The organism is Pseudomonas paeninsulae (assembly GCF_035621475.1).
Taxonomy (GTDB): Bacteria; Pseudomonadota; Gammaproteobacteria; order Pseudomonadales; family Pseudomonadaceae; genus Aquipseudomonas; species Aquipseudomonas paeninsulae.
Genome location: NZ_CP141799.1, coordinates 524934 through 543989, shown reverse-complemented (window position 1 = coordinate 543989; position 19056 = coordinate 524934). Strand labels below are relative to the sequence as shown.

At 60.4% G+C, this 19056-nt stretch carries 20 protein-coding genes; 9 read left to right on the top strand and 11 right to left on the bottom strand.

Annotated features, from left to right (window positions below):
• Positions 1–423: 423 nt before the first annotated feature.
• On the bottom strand, positions 424–1623 hold the full coding sequence (gene tyrS / locus VCJ09_RS02355) for a tyrosine--tRNA ligase (RefSeq protein ID WP_324732997.1): 1200 nt from the start codon (positions 1621–1623) through the stop codon (positions 424–426).
• A gap of 213 nt (positions 1624–1836) precedes the next feature.
• On the opposite strand from tyrS, the gene VCJ09_RS02350 reads away from it, so the two are divergent.
• Entirely contained in the window at positions 1837–3279 is a 1443-nt protein-coding gene (locus VCJ09_RS02350; protein WP_324732996.1) for a peptidoglycan DD-metalloendopeptidase family protein, read from the top strand.
• A gap of 5 nt (positions 3280–3284) precedes the next feature.
• Positions 3285–4376 (top strand): anhydro-N-acetylmuramic acid kinase, encoded by a 1092-nt coding sequence (locus VCJ09_RS02345; RefSeq protein WP_324732995.1) that lies wholly within the window; start codon positions 3285–3287, stop codon positions 4374–4376.
• 86 nt (positions 4377–4462) lie between these two features.
• Here the strand turns inward: VCJ09_RS02345 and erpA are convergent, their stop codons facing one another.
• The 4 genes from erpA to argC form a co-directional block, all read right to left on the bottom strand.
• The gene (gene erpA / locus VCJ09_RS02340; RefSeq protein ID WP_079204502.1) at positions 4463–4813 is read right to left on the bottom strand and encodes an iron-sulfur cluster insertion protein ErpA; all 351 of its coding nucleotides are present in this window, start codon (positions 4811–4813) and stop codon (positions 4463–4465) included.
• A 77-nt stretch (positions 4814–4890) separates the two neighbouring features.
• A complete protein-coding gene (locus tag VCJ09_RS02335) occupies positions 4891–5301 on the bottom strand; it encodes a bactofilin family protein (RefSeq protein ID WP_324732994.1) in 411 nt (136 codons plus the stop codon).
• Positions 5302–5310: 9 nt separating this feature from the next.
• Positions 5311–5994, bottom strand: coding sequence for a DUF6776 family protein (locus tag VCJ09_RS02330; protein ID WP_324732993.1), 684 nt, complete (start codon positions 5992–5994; stop codon positions 5311–5313).
• 47 nt (positions 5995–6041) lie between these two features.
• Entirely contained in the window at positions 6042–7076 is a 1035-nt protein-coding gene (gene argC / locus VCJ09_RS02325) for an N-acetyl-gamma-glutamyl-phosphate reductase (RefSeq protein ID WP_324734577.1), read from the bottom strand.
• 134 nt (positions 7077–7210) lie between these two features.
• Between argC and hemJ the strand changes: the two genes are divergently transcribed.
• The 4 genes from hemJ to VCJ09_RS02305 all read left to right on the top strand — a co-directional run bounded on the left by hemJ (position 7211) and on the right by VCJ09_RS02305 (position 10749).
• Positions 7211–7639: a protoporphyrinogen oxidase HemJ gene (hemJ, locus tag VCJ09_RS02320; RefSeq protein WP_324732992.1), complete on the top strand. Its 429-nt coding sequence runs from the start codon at positions 7211–7213 to the stop codon at positions 7637–7639.
• Positions 7640–7658: 19 nt separating this feature from the next.
• The gene (locus VCJ09_RS02315; RefSeq protein ID WP_324732991.1) at positions 7659–8621 is read left to right on the top strand and encodes an NAD(P)H-dependent flavin oxidoreductase; all 963 of its coding nucleotides are present in this window, start codon (positions 7659–7661) and stop codon (positions 8619–8621) included.
• A gap of 309 nt (positions 8622–8930) precedes the next feature.
• Positions 8931–9902, top strand: coding sequence for a DUF805 domain-containing protein (locus VCJ09_RS02310; protein WP_324732990.1), 972 nt, complete (start codon positions 8931–8933; stop codon positions 9900–9902).
• A 58-nt stretch (positions 9903–9960) separates the two neighbouring features.
• Entirely contained in the window at positions 9961–10749 is a 789-nt protein-coding gene (locus VCJ09_RS02305; protein WP_324732989.1) for an SDR family NAD(P)-dependent oxidoreductase, read from the top strand.
• On the opposite strand, the gene VCJ09_RS02300 is transcribed toward VCJ09_RS02305, so the two are convergent.
• Positions 10750–12228 (bottom strand): AAA family ATPase, encoded by a 1479-nt coding sequence (locus tag VCJ09_RS02300; protein ID WP_324732988.1) that lies wholly within the window; start codon positions 12226–12228, stop codon positions 10750–10752. It abuts the gene before it with no gap.
• A 317-nt stretch (positions 12229–12545) separates the two neighbouring features.
• On the opposite strand from VCJ09_RS02300, the gene VCJ09_RS02295 reads away from it, so the two are divergent.
• Together VCJ09_RS02295 and coq7 are read left to right on the top strand one after the other, a co-directional pair.
• The gene (locus VCJ09_RS02295; RefSeq protein WP_079204495.1) at positions 12546–12884 is read left to right on the top strand and encodes a histidine triad nucleotide-binding protein; all 339 of its coding nucleotides are present in this window, start codon (positions 12546–12548) and stop codon (positions 12882–12884) included.
• A 98-nt stretch (positions 12885–12982) separates the two neighbouring features.
• The gene (coq7, locus tag VCJ09_RS02290) at positions 12983–13630 is read left to right on the top strand and encodes a 2-polyprenyl-3-methyl-6-methoxy-1,4-benzoquinone monooxygenase (RefSeq protein WP_324732987.1); all 648 of its coding nucleotides are present in this window, start codon (positions 12983–12985) and stop codon (positions 13628–13630) included.
• A gap of 67 nt (positions 13631–13697) precedes the next feature.
• Here coq7 and VCJ09_RS02285 read toward each other — a convergent pair whose 3' ends face one another.
• Positions 13698–14144, bottom strand: a complete 447-nt coding sequence (locus VCJ09_RS02285; protein WP_079204494.1) for an OsmC family protein — start codon at positions 14142–14144, stop codon at positions 13698–13700.
• 231 nt (positions 14145–14375) lie between these two features.
• Between VCJ09_RS02285 and crp the strand changes: the two genes are divergently transcribed.
• On the top strand, positions 14376–15020 hold the full coding sequence (crp, locus tag VCJ09_RS02280; protein ID WP_079204493.1) for a cAMP-activated global transcriptional regulator CRP: 645 nt from the start codon (positions 14376–14378) through the stop codon (positions 15018–15020).
• A gap of 57 nt (positions 15021–15077) precedes the next feature.
• On the opposite strand, the gene trpC is transcribed toward crp, so the two are convergent.
• The 4 genes from trpC to trpE are packed head-to-tail and all read right to left on the bottom strand — an operon-like array spanning position 15078 to position 19055.
• A complete protein-coding gene (trpC, locus tag VCJ09_RS02275) occupies positions 15078–15914 on the bottom strand; it encodes an indole-3-glycerol phosphate synthase TrpC (protein WP_324732986.1) in 837 nt (278 codons plus the stop codon).
• Complete coding sequence (gene trpD / locus VCJ09_RS02270) at positions 15911–16957, bottom strand: anthranilate phosphoribosyltransferase (RefSeq protein ID WP_324732985.1); 1047 nt, start codon at positions 16955–16957, stop codon at positions 15911–15913. The genes trpC and trpD overlap by 4 nt, the downstream gene beginning before the upstream one ends.
• Entirely contained in the window at positions 16954–17550 is a 597-nt protein-coding gene (locus VCJ09_RS02265; protein WP_324732984.1) for an aminodeoxychorismate/anthranilate synthase component II, read from the bottom strand. Before VCJ09_RS02265 ends, trpD begins: the two co-directional genes overlap by 4 nt.
• An 11-nt stretch (positions 17551–17561) precedes the next feature.
• Positions 17562–19055, bottom strand: coding sequence for an anthranilate synthase component I (trpE, locus tag VCJ09_RS02260; protein ID WP_324732983.1), 1494 nt, complete (start codon positions 19053–19055; stop codon positions 17562–17564).
• Position 19056: the final 1 nt, after the last annotated feature.

The following is a 19056-nucleotide window of genomic DNA, read 5'->3' as shown; positions in this document are numbered from 1 at the left end:
TTACTCCACAAGCACCCACACGAATTGCTTGATTCAGTTGTTAAAGAGCGGTGGCTGAGTCTTTCGTCTCAACCGAGGCGCGCATTCTACAGCAGCCTCATTTACTGTCAAGCGATTCCGAAAATTTCTTTTCAACTTCAACCACTTGCGCTTCCGATCAACTCTAAGGCTTCTCATCAGCGGGAGGCGAATTCTACAGCGTTTCAAACCGCTGTCAACCACCTCTTTTACCGCTTTCGATCACCTCGACCGACCCATCTGCAGAACCAAACCTCAACCCTGCAGAGCGGCGCATTCTACACAGCTTTCGCTGCTTAGCAACTTCTCTTTTTAAGCTAACTTCTTGTTTTACAAGAGGTTTACCGAGAGGCCTGCGCCAGAAGAGGTGCGGATTATAGGCCCAGCAGAAATTACGTCAAACCTTTATTCGGCTTTTAGTGTGATGCGCGCAAAAGCCTTCTTACCAGCCTGGCAGACATGGGTCGCTCCCTGCTTATATATAAAGGAACGATCCACTACATCTCCATCTACTCGCACGCCGCCGGAACCCAGCAGGTCACGCGCCATGGCAGCGTTCTTGACTAGCCCTGCCTTGTTCAACAAAGCAGCAATAGGCATATCCTCAGCTGAAACCAATTCAATTTCCGGCAAGTCTTCCGGCAGCTCACCCTCGCGCATGCGGTTACCCGCCGAACGATGCGCACTCGCCGCTGCTTCCTCCCCATGAAAGCGCGCCACTATCTCCTCAGCCAGCTTGATTTTGATATCACGCGGGTTGGCACCATTCTCGACGTCGAGCTTAAGCTGAGCGATCTCTTCCATTGAGCGAAAGCTGAGCAACTCGAAGTAACGCCACATCAGCACATCAGGGATAGACACCAGCTTGCCATACATCACACCCGGGGCTTCCTGTATGCCCACATAGTTGCCCAGCGACTTGGACATCTTCTTGACGCCGTCCAACCCCTCCAGCAGCGGCATGGTGACAATGCACTGCGACGCCTGACCATAGGAGCGCTGCAATTCACGCCCCATCAGCAGATTGAACTTCTGATCGGTCCCACCCAGCTCGACATCCGCGCGCAAGGCAACAGAGTCATAGCCCTGCACTAACGGGTAGAGAAACTCGTGAATGGCAATAGGCTGATTGGTCGAGTAACGCTTGCTGAAATCGTCACGCTCAAGCATGCGCGCAACTGTGTATTGCGAAGACAGCCGAATAAAGTCGGCGGGAGTCAGCTGATCCATCCAAGTGGAGTTGAACGCCACCTCGGTTTTCGCCGGATCGAGGATCTTGAACACCTGGGTCTTATAGGTCTCGGCATTTGCCAACACCTGGTCACGCGTCAGCGGCGGCCTGGTCGCGCTCTTGCCGCTCGGATCACCAATCATTCCGGTAAAATCGCCGATCAGAAAAATAACCTGATGGCCCAGCTCTTGAAACTGCCGCAGCTTATTAATAAGCACGGTATGCCCGAGGTGGAGATCCGGCGCCGTCGGGTCGAAGCCCGCCTTGATACGTAGCGGCTGACCACGCTTGAGTTTTTCCACCAGCTCGGACTCAACCAACACCTCTTCCGCACCGCGCTTGATCAGCGCCAGCTGCTCTTCGACCGACTTCATGACAGGACTCACGACCACACAAAATTAAAGGGAACCAACCATACAAGATCACGGACAAATAACAAGTTTTGCCCTATCAGCTCACGCTTCCTGGCCTATTGCCCCTCCTTTGGGGTTGCCTCGTAGACGATTTGGTTATATTTTATACAGTTACTGCATATTCATCATTTTCTTCATCTTTTCTTTTCATCTATTTAAAGTCAAAAGCCGCCTATGACCCCTATAAGCAAAGCCCCTCCTCTGTACCCGAAAACCCACATTCTGGCTGCCAGTGGCATAGCCGCACTGCTCAGCCTGGCCTTGCTGGTGTTTCCCACACGCGAAGTCGAAGCCAAGAGAACCTACCTCAGCCTTGAACTCGACAGCGGTTCAGAGCTTGTCCTTCGTGAAAAGGATGACCTCCGCCCAGATAGCCCCACCGATGCGCAAAACACCTCGCCATTCACCAAAATCGAAAAACCCGCGAATACCCGTAATAGCGCCGAACAAAGCGTTGAGACAGAGAACAACGCCAACCCTAGCGTTGAAGCTTCAGCCACCGCACCAGTCGACCCGAGCCACAAGATAGTCAAGGTTGCGAACGGCGATACGCTCTCCACAATATTTGCCGAAGTCGGCCTGTCAGCGACCGATCTTCACCAGGTGTTGAGCAGCAGTAAAGAGGCTAAGCAATTCAGCCGCCTCAAGGTTGGTCAGGCGCTGGAGTTCCAACTCACCGCGGATGGCCAACTGAAACGCTTGCACAGCAAACTCAGCGACCTCGAAAGCATCAGCCTGGCCAAGAACGATAAAGGTTTTGCCTTCGAACGCGAGCGCGTCAAACCTGACGTCAGAAGCGCCTATGCTCATGGCGTGATCAACAGTTCGCTGTTTTTGTCCGCCAAGCGCGCCGGCCTCTCCCATGGCTTGACCATGGAACTGGCCAACGTTTTCGGCTATGACATCGACTTTGCCATGGACATTCGTGACGGCGACGAATTTGAGATGGTTTTCGAGGAAAAAGTGGTCAACGACAAACAAGTCGGTACCGGCAATATTCTCTCGGCACGGTTTACTAATCGCGGCAAGACCTACACTGCGGTGCGCTATACCGACAAGCAAGGCAACACCAGCTACTACAGTGCCGACGGCACCAGCATGCGCAAGGCCTTCATCCGCACCCCTGTAGACTTTGCCCGCATCAGTTCACGCTTCTCCAATGGTCGACGTCATCCGATCCTGAACAAAATCCGCGCGCACAAGGGCGTCGATTACGCCGCAGCCCGCGGGACACCAATCAAAGCCGCTGGAGATGGCAAGATCTCTCTCGCCGGACGCAAAGGCGGCTACGGCAACACCGTTGTCATCCAGCACGGCAGTCGCTACCGCACCCTCTATGCCCACATGCAAGGCTTCGCCAAAGGTATCCGCACCGGCGGCAGCGTCAAGCAGGGCCAGATCATCGGCTACATTGGTACTACCGGCCTTTCCACCGGACCACACTTGCATTACGAGTTTCAGGTCAACGGCACCCATGTCGATCCTCTAAGCCAAAAGCTGCCAATGGCCGATCCTATTGCCCGCAATGAAAAGCAGCGTTTCATGCAATTGAGCACGCCCTTGATGGCACGCATGGATAAAGAAAAAACCACCCTGCTTGCCCTCAACAAGCGCTAAGGCCGATGCCGCTCTATCTTGGGGTGATGTCCGGTACCAGCCTTGATGGCTTGGACATCGCCCTGATCGAACAAAGCGAAAAGACCACTCTACTCGCCACCCATTACCTGCCCATGCCGGATGAACTGCTTGCTGATCTTTTGGCTCTGTGCGCACCGGGCCCGGACGAGTTGGCTCGGGCCGCCATGGTCGAACAACGCTGGGTGAGACTGGCTGCCCAAGGCATTCATTCGCTGCTGAAACAGCAAGAGCTCAACCCCACGTCAATCCGCGCAATCGGCAGCCACGGCCAAACCATTCGCCATGAACCGGCTCGCGGCTTCACCGTCCAGATAGGCAACCCCGCGCTGCTTGCCGAACTGACCGGCATCAGCGTAGTAAGCGATTTTCGCCGCCGCGATATCGCCGCTGGAGGACAAGGTGCACCACTGGTGCCGGCGTTCCATGAAGCCTTATTTGCCGAGCAACACAGCTATCGCGCGGTATTGAATATCGGAGGATTCAGCAACCTCAGCCTACTCGCACCCGATCAACCTGCGCGCGGCTTCGATTGTGGCCCAGGCAATGTGCTGATGGATGCCTGGATCCAACGCCAACACGGCGACAGTTATGACCGCGACGGCGCCTGGGCTGCCAGTGGCAAGGTGCAGTCCAAGCTACTCGAAGCATTGCTCAGCGACCCCTTCTTCAAAACCCAGGGACCAAAGAGTACCGGCCGCGAGCTATTCAATTTGAACTGGCTCGACCAGCACCTAGACAAGCAACTTCGCTATACCGAAGCGGATGTGCAAGCGACATTGCTGGAACTGACGGCTATCAGTATCAGCAAGGCCTTGCACAGCGCCCAACGCGAGACTGATGAGCTGCTGGTCTGCGGTGGTGGCGCGCATAACCGCACGTTGATCACACGCCTCGCCGCGCTGCTCCCACACTGCGTAGTCAACAGCACGCAGGCTCATGGCGTGCCTGCAGACTGGGTGGAAGCCATGGCGTTCGCCTGGCTGGCCCATTGCTGCCTGGAAGGCATACCCGCCAATCGGCCGAGCGTGACAGGCGCTTGCGGGCTGCGAGTGCTCGGCGCTATCTATCCTGCCTGACCACGGGTTTTAGCAAGCACAGAAACGACAACGACAACGACAACGCCGCGCACTTGGCGCGGCGTCATTCGTCTGTGCCGACGTAGCTAGATCGAGAAGGACGAACCACAGCCACAGGTAGTGGTTGCGTTTGGATTGTTGATCACGAAACGCGAGCCTTCCAAGCCCTCCTGGTAATCCACCTCGGCACCCGCCAGGTACTGGAAGCTCATTGGGTCAACGACCAGGCTCACGCCTTCGCGCTCGACAATGGTGTCGTCATCGGCGAGTTCTTCATCGAAGGTGAAGCCATACTGGAAGCCCGAACAGCCGCCACCCGTGACGAACACGCGCAGCTTCAGGCGAGGGTTACCCTCTTCATCGACCAGGCTCTTCACCTTGCTCGCCGCGCCCTGGGTGAATAGCAAAGCTGTGGGGGTGAAGGTTTCGACGCTCATGCTGACTATCTCCCGGCGCTAGACGCCATACTGCGTTGAGGCCCTGCATTATCCCCTTACCCTACAAAAGCGGTCAACTATTCTGCAGTAACCAGATTTTCCGACAACTCCAAAGGTCGCGGCTGCTCTTTGAGTGGACGCATGCTCCCTTCGATCTGCGCCCCCATGGCCATTTCCATCAAGCCGTAATACAGATTACCGCACACGCGCGCGCGACTACCCAACTCGAGGTGCTCGCTGGCGTAAACATCGCCGATAACCTCGCCGTCGATCACTATACGGGGGGCGCGAATCTCACCTTCAACCTGCCCCTCGGCACTGACTCGAACCATGCCTTCACTGGTCTGCAGATCGCCACAGACCCGCCCATCGACCTGTACCGCGCCGTGAAAGCGTAAGTCTCCGTTGAGCTCCGCCCCCGCGGCGATCAGGCTGGTCTTGCCCGTGAAGCGCTGCATGTCGGTCTTGCGTTTGTCTTTATTCCACATGGAAGGCTGTCACTCCTGGTCGATCCATTTGAATGTCCGCTCCAACGGCTTTTCGCCTTTGATCTCGGCACGCACCCTGATCTGATGCGCAGTAAAGCCGTCAGGCAACTTCAGCTCGGCGAAGCGTCCAGCTTCAGGAATAGCCTGGAAATGCTTGAAAGCAAAGGGAATCATCTGACCACTGAACTGATCGGGCAAGTCTTGCGTCAGTGCGGCCAGTTCCAAACTGACCGCCTTACCGCCCTGACGCCCCTCCACTGTTACCACTAACTGGCCGTCAAGCGGCTTGTCGTCCTTGCCCACCCGGCTGAGGAGTATTTTGTAGCGGAAGTGCCCCGGCCTGTCCGTGGCCTGCAACTCAAAGGCGCGAATACGTAACCCTTCCCGACGACTGGCTGGCGCCAGCACGCCTTTGTAGAAGGCCAGGTCTTGCTGCTGTTTGAAGATCTGCTCTTCAAGCAGCTTGATGGTCAACCGGCTCTGCTCGTTGGCCTGCTGTGCCACTTTCTCGCCACTGCTGGCCACAATCAGGCGTTGGCGCAGCTGATCCAGCTCCTGCTCCAGCGCGATCAAGCGCTTCTGCAGCGGCTGGTACTCAACCTCGATCGTCCGGGTTGCGTGCAACTGCCACCAGGTTCCTCCATAGAACGAGGCAGGAATAGCCAGGAGCAACAACAGCAGTACCAGTCGCATCCGGCCTGCACGTCGCGGATCACTGGGACGGACTTCCCAGCCGGGCATCAGGGCAGCATGGCCGCGTGGGACAGCCCCAGGCGCTCATCAAGCCCGAAAAGGATGTTCATGTTCTGCACTGCCTGGCCGGAAGCACCTTTGACCAGATTGTCGATCACCGACAGCACCACCACCAGATCGCCATCTTGCGGGCGGTGCACGGCAATGCGACAAACGTTGGCCCCTCGCACGCTGCGGGTTTCCGGGTGACTGCCGGGCGGCATCACATCAACGAACGGCTCGCTGGCATAACGCTGCTCGAACAGTGCCTGCAGATCGACCGAGCGGTCCGCCACGGTCGCATACAAGGTCGCATGGATGCCGCGAATCATCGGGGTCAGGTGCGGCACGAAGGTCAGCCCCACCTCGGAGCCAGCCGCACGGCGCAAACCCTGGCAAATTTCCGGCAGATGACGATGCCCTTTGACGCCGTAGGCCTTCATGTTTTCACCCGCTTCGCTGAACAATGAACCGACGCTGGCACCGCGCCCGGCGCCACTGACTCCGGACTTGCAGTCGGCGATCAACCGCGAAGTGTCGGCCAGTCCGGCTTCCAGCAGCGGGATAAAGCCCAACTGTGCAGCGGTCGGGTAGCAACCGGGCACGGCGATCAGGCGCGCCTGTTTGATTGTTTCGCGGTTGACCTCTGGCAAACCATAAACCGCCTCTGGCAATAGATCCGGCGCGCCGTGGGGCTGGCCATACCACTTGCCCCACTCTTCGGCGTCTTGCAGGCGAAAGTCGGCAGACAGGTCGATCACCTTGGTACCGGCCGCCAGTAACTCGCCGGCCAGGGCATGGGCGACGCCATGCGGAGTGGCGAAGAACACTACATCGCAGGCACCCAAAGTTGCGATATCCGGGACGCTGAAGACCAGGTCAGGGTAGTGACCGCGCAGGTTCGGGTACATCTCGTCGACGCGCAAGCCCGCCTCTGAGCGCGAAGTGATGACTGCAACTTGCGCCTGTGGGTGCTGCGCCAACAGGCGCAACAATTCCACTCCGGTGTAGCCCGTGCCGCCGACGATACCGACCTTGACCATCACTTGCCCCTTGCAAAAAGCCATTGGAAAGCCGTCGATGATAAGGCCGTAACCGCCAACGGCCAACCGTGCAGATGACGTATCGGACCCAGGCCACTACTATCGGGCCTATTTATCATTCAGGGAGTCGAACAATGTTCTATCTGTGGCTCAAAGCCCTGCACATCATCGCCATGGTCTGCTGGTTCGCCGGGCTGTTCTACCTGCCACGCCTGTTTGTTTACCATGCCATGAGCGCAGACGACACCAGTCGCGAGCGTTTCTGCGTAATGGAGCGCAAGCTGTATCGCGGCATCATGCTGCCCTCGATGATCGCCACCCTGATTTTCGGTGTTTGGTTGGTCAGCCTCAATCCCGACTACTACTTCAGCCAGGGCTGGATGCACGCCAAGCTCAGCCTGGTCGTCCTGCTGATCGCTTATCAGCACCTCTGCGGCGCCCAGCTCAAGCGCTTCGCCCGTGGCGAGAATCGGCGCAGCCACGTGTTCTACCGCTGGTTCAATGAGGCGCCAGTGCTGGTCTTGCTCGCGGTCGTCATCCTGGTCGTGGTCAAACCCTTCTGAATCTGCCCAAGGAATCCGTATGAGCCTTCCCGCCCTGCTCGAACAACGCCTGCGCCTGCCCGTGGTGGCCGCCCCCATGTTCCTGGTGTCCAACCCGCAACTGGTCCTCGCCTGCTGCCATAACGGCATCGTCGGCAGCTTTCCAGCGCTCAACCAGCGCGACAGCGGTGCCTTCAAGGCCTGGCTGGAAGAGATCGAAGCCGGCCTGCAGGCCGAGTCCGCGCCCTATGCGGTCAACCTGATCGTACACGGCAGCAATCCGCGCCTGCAGGCCGATCTGGCGATCTGCATCGAACAGCGCGTGCCCATCGTCATCACCAGTCTCGGCGCGGCCAAGGAAGTGGTCGATGCAGTACACAGCTACGGTGGCCTGGTATTCCACGACGTGACCACCCGCCGCCATGCGGAGAAAGCCGCAGAAGCCGGGGTCGATGGCTTGATCGCGGTCGCTGCGGGCGCCGGTGGTCATGCCGGCACCTTGAGCCCCTTTGCCCTGATTGCGGAAATCCGCCAGTTCTTCGACAAGACCCTGCTGCTGGCTGGCTGCCTCAATCACGGCCATGAAATTCTCGCCGCGCAATTGCTCGGCGCCGACCTGGCCTACCTCGGCACCCGCTTTATCGCCACTAAGGAGAACAACGCTCCGGCGGCTTACAAGCAGATGGTTGTGGATGCCCAGGCTGCCGACATCCTCCACACCCCAGCGGTATCCGGCGTGCCGGCCAGCTTCATGCGCCAGAGTCTGGAACTGGCCGGCTACGATCTCAAGCAGCTGCAAAACAAGGGCGAGATCGACTACGGCGAGAAGCTCAAACCGATCAGCGACGAGGCCAAGGCCTGGAAAACCGTGTGGTCGGCCGGCCAGGGCGTCGGCAGCATCGCCGATTTGCCGAGCGTCGATGCGCTGGTGGCGCGCCTGGATCGTGAATACCGCGATGCGCAGCGGCGGGCCCAACTTCTGCAGCAGCGCTGGTCGCGCTGAAGCACTCACCCAGCAGTCAGATCGCCAGCCGCGCCCCATACACTGAACTCGCCCTGGCCAAGCGCAACGGCAGAACTGCCAATACGCCTATCACCTATAACGGCGGCCACGTCACCACTGCGCTGAAGCTGCAGGGCCGCTTCAGCAAACTATGCCGATTACACCCTGGAGGTTTTGTCAGCCGCAGGACGACGTACGCAAACCTGTGAAGCAACCAGCATATTTGTGCTCCAGCCTGCTTGTTCAGAGCCCTGCAGGCCCGCTAGGCTGTAGTGGCCATGTACCCATAGCGCCGACAAGGACACTCGCATGACCCAAGCCCGCTTCAAGATTGTCTTCAATGGCGAATTAATGCCGGAAGTCGCGCTGGAAACCGCCCAAGACAACCTTGCACGCCTGTTCAAGAGCGACCGCACGCGGATCAACGCGCTATTCAGCGGCACTCCCATCGCCATCAAACGCGATCTGCAGGAGAGCGAGGCCGACCAATACCTCGCAGCCCTGCATCGCGCGGGCGCCAAGGCACGCAAGGAGCCGGACCTGGCCGCCAGCCTGAGTCTGGTCGACACCGAGAATCACCGCACTGACGATGCGGCAAACAATGCCAGCGTCGAGATGACCTGCCCCAAGTGCGGGCACCTGCAAACCAAGGCGGCGAAATGCGCTGCCTGCGGCATCATCATCGAAAAATTTATCGCCCGTCAGGCTGCGCTCAGCGAGAACACACGACCAGTCCAGCCTCAGCAGCCCGGCGATATCGGCAAGACCGCCAATACACCCTACGCAACACCTCTGGCGACAGTGGCAGAAGCACTGCCGGAGTTCGGCGAGCTCGAGGTATTCAGCATCAACGGGCGCATCGGCCGCCTGCGCTATCTGGCCTGGTCGCTGATGCTGCTGTTGGCGGCGCTGGCCCTGTTCGGCGTGGCCAGCATGGGCTTGGCCATTTCCGAAATAATCGGTGGCATCCTGATAGCCGTGGTTGGCATCGGCATAATGGTCGTCAGCGTACAGATCGGCGTGCAGCGCCTGCATGACATCGGCTGGTCCGGCTGGCTCTGGCTGATCAACTTGGTACCGGTCGTCGGTGGCGTCTTCGCCCTGTTGATGCTGGTCATTCCTGGCACAACCGCGGCGAATCGCTACGGCCCACCAGCACCGCCCAACAGCCGCGCGGTCAAGGTACTGGCCTTGCTCTGGCTACTGGTCCCGGTACTCGGCATCCTGGCAGCCATCACCCTGCCCGCCTACCAGGATTATGTGAACCGCACGGGCTTCTGACTCGCAGCGCAACCCTCATCGCGGCATGAGGCCAGGCCCGCCCTCCCGGAGAAACCTCATGCCTCGTTACGCCCTCATAACCGGAGCCTCCAGTGGTATCGGCCTGGCTCTGGCCGAAGCCCTGGCACGTCGCGGGCGTAGCCTGATCCTGGTTGCACGGCAACGCGATGCACTGGACAGCATCGCCTGCGAGCTGACCCAGCGCTTTGCCGTGGAAGTCCTGTTCCGCGCCTGCGACCTTGCCGAACCACTGCAAATCTCCGGCCTGCTGCATGAACTGGAACAGAGCGAGCTGTCCATCGACCTGCTGATCAACAGCGCCGAGGTGGACACTTGTGGTGCCTTCGTCGCTCAGGACTGGCGCGGCGAGCAGCAACTGATCGAGGTGAACGTCCTCGCTCTCGCCCGACTCTGCCATGCGCTCGGCACGGTGATGGCCGGACAGGGCAGCGGGCAAATTCTCAATGTCGCCTCGCTGGCGGGATTTCATCCCGGCCCATGGATGAGTAACTACCACGCGAGCAAGGCTTACGTCCTGCACTTCTCCGAAGGCCTGCGTGAAGAACTCAAGGAATACGGCGTTCGCGTTTCAGTCCTCTGTCCGGGGCCTATGCGCAGCGCACTCTTCCGCTCGGTACAGGCGGACAGCGCACAGCCGGAACACGACAAACGGATGATCAGCGCCGAGGAGGTGGCGCTGATCACGCTCAAGGCGCTGGATAAAAACCGCGCGCTCATCATCCCCGGCTGGCGCAATCGGCTGCAGGCCATGGCGCCGCGCCTGGCACCGCGCTGGTTGGTGCGCAAAGTCGCGGCGCGGCTCAACCGGACGTTCAACCGCAGCTGATTAGGCCAAGACCGTACGATCGTGAGCCCAGGCGCGCAAGGCATTGAGGTTCTCGGCCATCACCACCGACAAGGGTGCAGTGCTCTGAATGCTGTGCAGCAGCAAGGCCTGATCGACCGCCTGTTGTTGCGCCTGGGCGGCATACAGGGCGCTGACCACCACCTGCTCGATCTCTGCCCCGGAGAACCCCGCGCTGGCACTCGCCAGCAGGTGCAGATCGAACCCCGCGGGTTCCAGTTCGCGTCGCGCCAGGTGGATGCGGAAGATCTCCGCGCGCACAGCCTGATCGGGCAAGTCGACGAAGAACAGTTCATCGAACCGCCCCTTGCGCACCAGTTCCGGCGGCAGACGCTCGATGGCGTTGGCGGTCGCCACCATGAATACCGGCGCCTTGCGCTCGGCCATCCAGGTCAGCAGAGTGCCAAGCACACGTTGGCTGACGCCGCCGTCATGCTCGCCGCTGGCCAGGCCTTTCTCGATCTCATCGATCCACAGCACACAGGGGGCCATCTGCTCGGCAAGGCTCAAGGCCTCACGCAGGTTGCGCTCGGTCTCGCCAAAAAATTTGTTGTACAGGCAGGCAAAGTCCAGACGCAGCAGGGGCAAGCCCCACAATCCGGCCACGGCCTTGGCGGCCAGACTCTTGCCACCACCCTGCACGCCGACCAGCAGCATGCCCTTGGGCAGGTCGACGCCCTGGCCGTCGAGGAAAACCCCCTGGCGTTCGGCCAACCAGCGCTTCAGGTTGCTCAAGCCGCCGATCTCGGCGAAGCGTGCGGTGTCGTACTCGAAGCTCAGCACCCCCTCAAGATCCAGGAGCTGGAACTTGGTCTTGTTCAGTTCCGGCAAATCCTCCTGGGTTATCGCGCCGTCATCGCAGATCACATTGCGCGCCAGCACCCGCGCTTCGCCATGACTCAAGCCGCGCAGGTTCTTCACCACCTGCTGCAAGGTACGGTTATCGGTGCGCACCCGGGCATTGCGATTGCGCTCGCTCCAGCGGCTGGCTTCCTCGCGCACGATCGCCAGCAACTCATCTTCCGACGGCAGCGCCAGGCTGAAGCGCGCGGCCAAGCGTTGCACCTCCGCCGGCAGCTTGCAGGCATGGGAAACTAGCACCAGAGTTGGCGCCTGCGGCGTATCGCGCATGGCGACTTCCTTGAGCAAGCGCACCAGCCTGGGGTTGTCCGCGAGAAACGGATGCAGGTCGCACAGCACATACAGATTCGCCTGCGGATCGGCCTTGATCAGCCGCAACGCGGCCTCCGGCTCCTGGCTCGCACCTTCGCCCAGCGGCTCACCGCCGAAGCCCAGGCGCTGCAGGCCTTCGGTCACCGACCAGGTGTGCAAGCCGAGGCCACGCTTGACCGCCAGACCGGTCAGCGTTTCCAGCACGCGCGGCTCATCCCAGGACTCGATGAGGATCAGCTTGACCCTGGAGTCGAGCACCAGGCCCAGATCATGGATATCGTTCTTCACACCCGCTCCTTGTGACGGCCATCTGGCCGGGATCAACCCAGCCCGTCAGCAGGCCGTTGAAAAACTACTGCGCTTGGCTATGCGGCGTTGCAACGTAGCGAAGCGGAGTAACAGCCGAAGGCTGGCCCGCAGGGCGAGCATAGCGAGTCAATCGTCCTCGCGTGCGAGCCCAGTCTAGGCGCCCCCGTCAAAATGCTCATTTACAACACGTAAACTGCGCTTTTTCGGCCAATTGCGCCTTGCCTATCCGTCGCTCGCTACATTTTTCAACGGCCTGCTAGACTCGGGCCTCAATCAACAGGCCAGGAGACTGTGCCATGGACTGTCTGTTCTGCAAGATCGTCGCCGGTGAGATACCCGCGCGCAAGCTTTATGAGGACGATCAAGTGATCGCCTTTCACGATATCGGCCCCAAGGCCCCGGTGCATTTCCTGGTGATCCCGAAAAAGCACATTCACACCCTCCACGACCTCGGCGAAGACGACAAAGCCCTGGCCGGGCACATTCTCTATACCGCTCAGCGCCTGGCCAAAGAACAAGGCTGCGAAGAAGGTTTTCGCGTGGTGATGAACTGCAATGAATTGGGCGGACAAACCGTTTACCACATTCATATGCATGTCCTTGGTCAACGGCAGATGACCTGGCCGCCGGGCTGAGCAACGACTCCAGCCCTGCCGAACGGCCCTGACGCCGGTCAAGCCGCGGCACAGCGATTGGGGTAAACTTGCCACTCTCTTTTCGCCGGAGGTGCCCGATGGCCAGCGAACGTCACTACTCCCCCGTAGACCGCCTGTTCCTGCAAGCGGACGCGGCCCTGCGTACCCTGCTGCCTTTCAGCGGCCAGCCCAGTCGTCCCTCGCCGGCCATCGTGCAGGCGGAGACCGAACTGGATGAACCGACCGCGCGGCATGTCGCCGGCCTGATGCGCATCAACCACACTGGCGAGGTATGCGCCCAGGCGCTGTACCAGGGCCAGGCGCTGACCGCCAAGCTCGCTAAGGTACGTAGCGCCATGGAGCATGCCGCCGCTGAGGAAATCGATCATCTGGCCTGGTGCGAGCAACGTATCCGCCAACTCGGCAGCCACCCCAGCGTACTCAATCCGCTGTTTTATGGTCTGTCTTTTGGTGTCGGCGCCGTGGCCGGCCTGATCAGCGACAAGATCAGCCTGGGGTTTGTCGCCGCTACCGAAGATCAGGTGGTCAAACACCTCAGCCAACACCTGCAACAGCTACCGCTAAACGACGACAAGTCACGGGCGATCCTCGAGCAGATGCGCCTCGATGAAGAACGCCATGCCACCAGTGCCCTGGAGGCCGGCGGCATGCGCTTCCCGACGCCGGTAAAAATCGGCATGACCCTGCTGTCCAAGGTCATGACCAAGAGCGCCTATCGGCTGTAGCTGCGAGCAAGATGATGGCAAAAGCATAAAGGGCGCCGCTGGCGCCCTTATGCTTTTCACTTGCAGCTTATGGCTTGGCGCTTATAGCGGCTTCACCCAGCTCGATGATCTCGTAGTCGTGGCTGATCTCGACACCGGCACGGCCGAGCATGATCGAGGCCGAGCAATACTTCTCCGCCGACAGCTCCACCGCACGTTTGACCTGCGCCTCTTTCAAGCCTCGGCCCTTGACCACGAAGTGCAGGTGGATCTTGGTGAACACCTTGGGTTCTTCGCTGGCCCGTTCGGCCTCGAGAAAAGCCTCACAGCTCTCGACCGGCTGTCTGGATTTTTTCAGGATGCTGACCACATCGAAGTTGCTGCAACCGCCCAGACCGATCAGCAACATCTCCATCGGGCGCACACCCAGGTTACGCCCACCGCTCTCCGGCGGGCCATCCATCACCACCGCGTGACCACTGCCAGACTCGCCGATAAACAGGGCTTCGCCGGCCCATTGAATGCGCGCTTTCATTAGCAAGCCTCCGCTGTTAAAAAGGGGCGCAGCTTATCACAGCCCTTTTCACGGCCTGACTTCAGCCTTCTGGGCGGAAGTTCCGCGGCAAGATGCTAGCCAGGTCGCAAAAACGACCCGGCCCTTGGCGTGTTTGTTAAGCTGACGCCGGATTACTGGCACACTGGCCAGATAACTATAAGAAATTGCCTGTCAGACAAGGGCTTACCTTTTTATTTTCGGGACTCGGGCATGGTTGCAATTACCCTTACACCTAAAATCAAGAATTTCGACAAACTCCTCGCACATTGTCACCGCCGCCGTTATACGGCGAAGAGCACCATCATCTATGCAGGCGATCGCTGCGAAACCCTGTTCTTCATCGTCAAAGGTTCGGTCACCATTTTGATCGAGGACGACGATGGCCGCGAAATGATCATCGCCTACCTCAATCCCGGGGATTTCTTCGGCGAGATGGGCCTGTTCGACAAGGACGGTGCGGAGAAGGAGCGCAGCGCCTGGGTGCGCGCCAAGACCGAATGCGAAGTGGCTGAACTCAGCTACGCCAAGTTCCGCGAACTGACCCAGCAAGACCCGGACATCCTCTACGCCCTCGGCAGCCAGATGGCCGAACGCCTACGCAACACCACGCGCAAGGTCGGCGACCTGGCGTTTCTCGATGTCACCGGCCGCGTCGCGCGCACCCTGCTCGACCTGTGCAAACAGCCGGACGCCATGACTCACCCGGACGGTATGCAGATCAAGATCACCCGCCAGGAAATCGGCCGCATCGTCGGCTGCTCGCGCGAGATGGTCGGTCGCGTGCTCAAGGCCCTGGATGAACAAGGCCTGGTCAACGTCAAAGGTAAAACCATGGTGGTGTTCGGCACCCGCTGAAGTCTCCAGGTATAAAAAAGCCGGCGCATGCGCCGGCTTTTTTGTTATTCGCAGCGATCAGTCCACCGCAGGGCTGGCGATCATCCGCCGGCGCTCGGGAAAGAACAGCCGCTCCAGTTCGATCCCTGGATTTTCCGCACGCATGAAGGCTTCGCCGACCAGAAAAGCATACACCTCGCTGATTTCCATCAGCTCGACATCGGCGCGATTGAGAATGCCGCTCTCGGTCACCACCAGGCGGTCACGCGGAATTCGCGGCAACAGATCCAGCGTGGTCTCCAGGTCGAGTTCGAAGGTATGCAGGTTACGGTTGTTAATTCCCACCAGCGGGGTGTCCAGGGTATTCAACGCCCGCTCCAACTCATCGCCATCGTGCACTTCGACCAACACATCGAGATCGAAGGCCTTGGCGGTCGCCGCCAATTCGGCCATTTGCGCATCGGACAGCGCCGCGACGATCAACAGTACGCAATCGGCGCCCAGGGCACGGGATTCGACGATCTGGTAGGGGTCGATCATGAAATCCTTGCGGATCACCGGCAGGCCGCAGGCGTTGCGTGCTTCCTGCAGGTAGAGGTCGGCGCCCTGGAAGAAATCCTCGTCGGTCAGCACCGACAGGCAAGTCGCCCCACCGGCCTGGTAACTGCGGGCGATGTCCGCCGGGACGAATAGCTCACGCAACACCCCCTTGCTCGGCGAAGCCTTCTTGATCTCGGCGATGACCGCCGGTTGCTTGCGTTTGGCCTGTTCCTGCAAGGCCCGGGCAAAGCCCCGCGGGGTATCGGCGGCACGGGCTTGCTGCTCGACTTCCGCGAGACCGACGATGGCGCGACGCTCAGCCACTTCTTCGGCCTTGCGGGCAAGGATCTTCTCCAGAATGGTTGGAATGCTCACCCTTGACTCTCCTGCTTGAATACCGCGGTAAAGGACACCAACTCCTGCAGCTTTTCCCAGGCCAGCCCGGTATGCAGCGCATCATGGGCCCGTTCAACACCCTCTTTCAGGCTGCTGGCCAAATCGGCGGCATACAGCGCCGCCCCGGCATTCAGCACGATCATGTCGGCCGCCTTCTGGCCCTGCTCGCCCTTGCGCTTGGTTAGCGCATCACGGATCAGTGCCAGCGATTGTTCGGCGTCATCGACGGTCAAACCGATCAGGCTCTGGCTCTTGATGCCGAAATCTTCCGGCTGAATGATGTACTCGCTGACCACACCGTTTTTCAGTTCGGCAACGAAGGTCGGTGCCGCCAGGCTGATCTCATCCAGACCATCCTGGGCATGCACCACCAGCACATGCTCACTGCCCAGACGCTGCAGCACCTCGGCCAACGGCCGGCACAGCGCCTTGCTGAACACCCCCAGCACCTGATGCTTGACCCCGGCCGGATTGGTCATCGGCCCGAGCATATTGAAGATGGTACGCAGGCCCAGCTCGCGACGCGGGCCGATGGCGTACTTCATCGCGCCATGGTGGGCCGGGGCGAACATGAAGCCGACTCCCACGCTCTCGACACAGCGCGCCACCTGCTCGGGGCTCAGGTTCAGGTTGACCCCGGCGACCTCCAGCAGATCGGCGCTGCCGCTCTTGCCCGAGACCGCCCGGTTGCCGTGCTTGGCCACCCGGCCACCGGCCGCGGCAACGACGAAGGCCGCCGCGGTGGAGACGTTGAAGATATTCATGCCGTCGCCACCGGTGCCGCAGGTGTCGACCAGGTGCTCGGCCTCGATCTGCACCGGCGCGGCCAGCTCACGCATGAGCTGCGCCGCACCGACGATCTCGTCGATGGTCTCGCTCTTCATGCGCAAGCCCATGAGGAAGGCGCCGACCTGCGCGTCCGTACACTGGCCGGTCATGATCTCGCGCATCACATCCTGCATTTCTGCAGTGCTTAGATCGAGCTGACTGACAACCCGATTGAGGGCTTCCTTGATGTTCATGCGCGCATGCCTCCATGTTGTTTGAGGAAGTTGGCAAAGAGCTCATGGCCCTGCTCGGTGAGAATGGATTCCGGATGGAACTGCACGCCCTCGATATGCAGGGTCTTGTGGCGCAGGCCCATGATTTCATCGACCGCGCCATCTTCCAGCTGAGTCCAGGCGGTCATTTCCAGGCAGTCCGGCAGGGTTTCACGCTTGACCACCAGGGAATGATAGCGGGTCACCGTCAGCGGATTGTTGAGGCCGGCGAACACCCCGATATTTTCGTGGAACACCGGGCTGGTCTTGCCGTGCATCACCTGGCGCGCGCGCACCACCTCACCGCCGAAGGCCTGGCCGATGCTCTGGTGGCCCAGGCAGACGCCGAGGATCGGCAGCTTGCCGGCAAAGTGCTGGATGACCGCCAGCGACACGCCGGCCTCGTTGGGCGTACAGGGCCCGGGCGAAACCACGATGCGCTCGGGTTGCAGGGCGGCGATCTCGGCGACACTCAGCTCGTCGTTACGGATCACCTTGACGTCCGCCCCCAACTCGCCGAGGTACTGCACCACGTTGTAGGTAAAGGAGTCGTAATTATCGATCATCAGCAGCATGGCAGGACTCCTCAGCGCTGGTTCTGGTCAGGGACGGTTTGTTCGGCCAGCGCGACGGCGCGGAACATGGCGCGACGCTTGTTCAGGGTTTCTTCCCACTCCAGCGCCGGCACCGAGTCGGCGACAATGCCGGCGCCAGCCTGCACATGCAGCTCGCCGTCCTTGATCACCGCGGTGCGGATGGCGATAGCGGTGTCCATGTTGCCGTTCCAGGCCAGGTAGCCGACGGCGCCGCCGTAGACGCCACGTTTGACCGGCTCCAGTTCGTCGATGATTTCCATCGCGCGAATCTTCGGCGCTCCGGACAGGGTGCCGGCCGGCAGGATCGCCCGCAGGGCGTCCATGGCGCTCAAGCCAGGCTTCAGCTGGCCGGTAACATTGGAGACGATGTGCATGACGTTGGAATAGCGCTCGATCACCATCTTCTCGGTGAGTTTGACCGAGCCGGTGCTGGCCACCCGACCGACGTCGTTGCGGCCCAGATCAATCAGCATCAGGTGTTCGGCAACTTCCTTGGCATCCGCGAGCAGATCCTGTTCCAGGGCCAGATCGGCCTCTTCGTTGGCGCCGCGCGGACGGGTGCCGGCGATGGGCCGCACCGTGACCAGGCCGTCCTCGAGACGCACCAGCACCTCGGGCGAGCTGCCGACCACATGGAAGTCGCCGAAATTGAAGAAGTACATATAAGGCGTCGGGTTGATGCAGCGCAGCGCCCGGTACAGGTCGATCGGTGCGGCCTTGAACGGAATCGACATGCGCTGGGAAATCACCACTTGCATGCAGTCGCCGGCGAGGATGTATTCCTTGATCGCCTTGACCGAGCGCTCGTAGTCGTTGCGACTGAAGCTGGAGCGGAACACCGGCTCGGCCCCAGGCGGGGCATTCAGGTCGACGCCCAGGCGCGGGGTGATCGGCTGGCGCAGCTTGCACAGGATCTCCTGCAGGCGTGCCTGGCCTTGTTCCAACGCGCCCTCCTCGGCCGGATCGGCGAGGACGATGGCGTGCATCTTGCCGGCCAGGTTGTCGAACACCACCACGGCGTCGGACACCATCAGCAGGATATCCGGGGTACCCAGCGGGTCGGGATTGCTCCCCGCCGCCAGCTTCGGCTCGACGTAACGCACGCTGTCGTAACCGAAGTAACCGACCAGGCCGCCATTGAAGCGCGGCAGCCCGGGCAGGGTCGGCACCCGGTAGCGCGCCTGGAACTGCTCAACGAAGGCCAGCGGATCGGCGCACTCGTGCCGCTCTACCTCCACACCATCGACGCTGATGCTGACGCGGTGGCCGTAAGCGCGCAGTACGGTGCGCGCCGGCAGGCCGATAATCGAGTAACGCCCCCATTTCTCGCCACCCTGGACCGACTCGAGCAGGTAGGTATTGGCCTCATCGGCCAGCTTCAGGTAGATCGACAACGGGGTGTCGAAATCGACCAGGGTTTCATAGGCAAGCGGAATGCGGTTATAGCCGGCAGCGGCTAAACGCAGGAATTCTTCGCGGGTCATA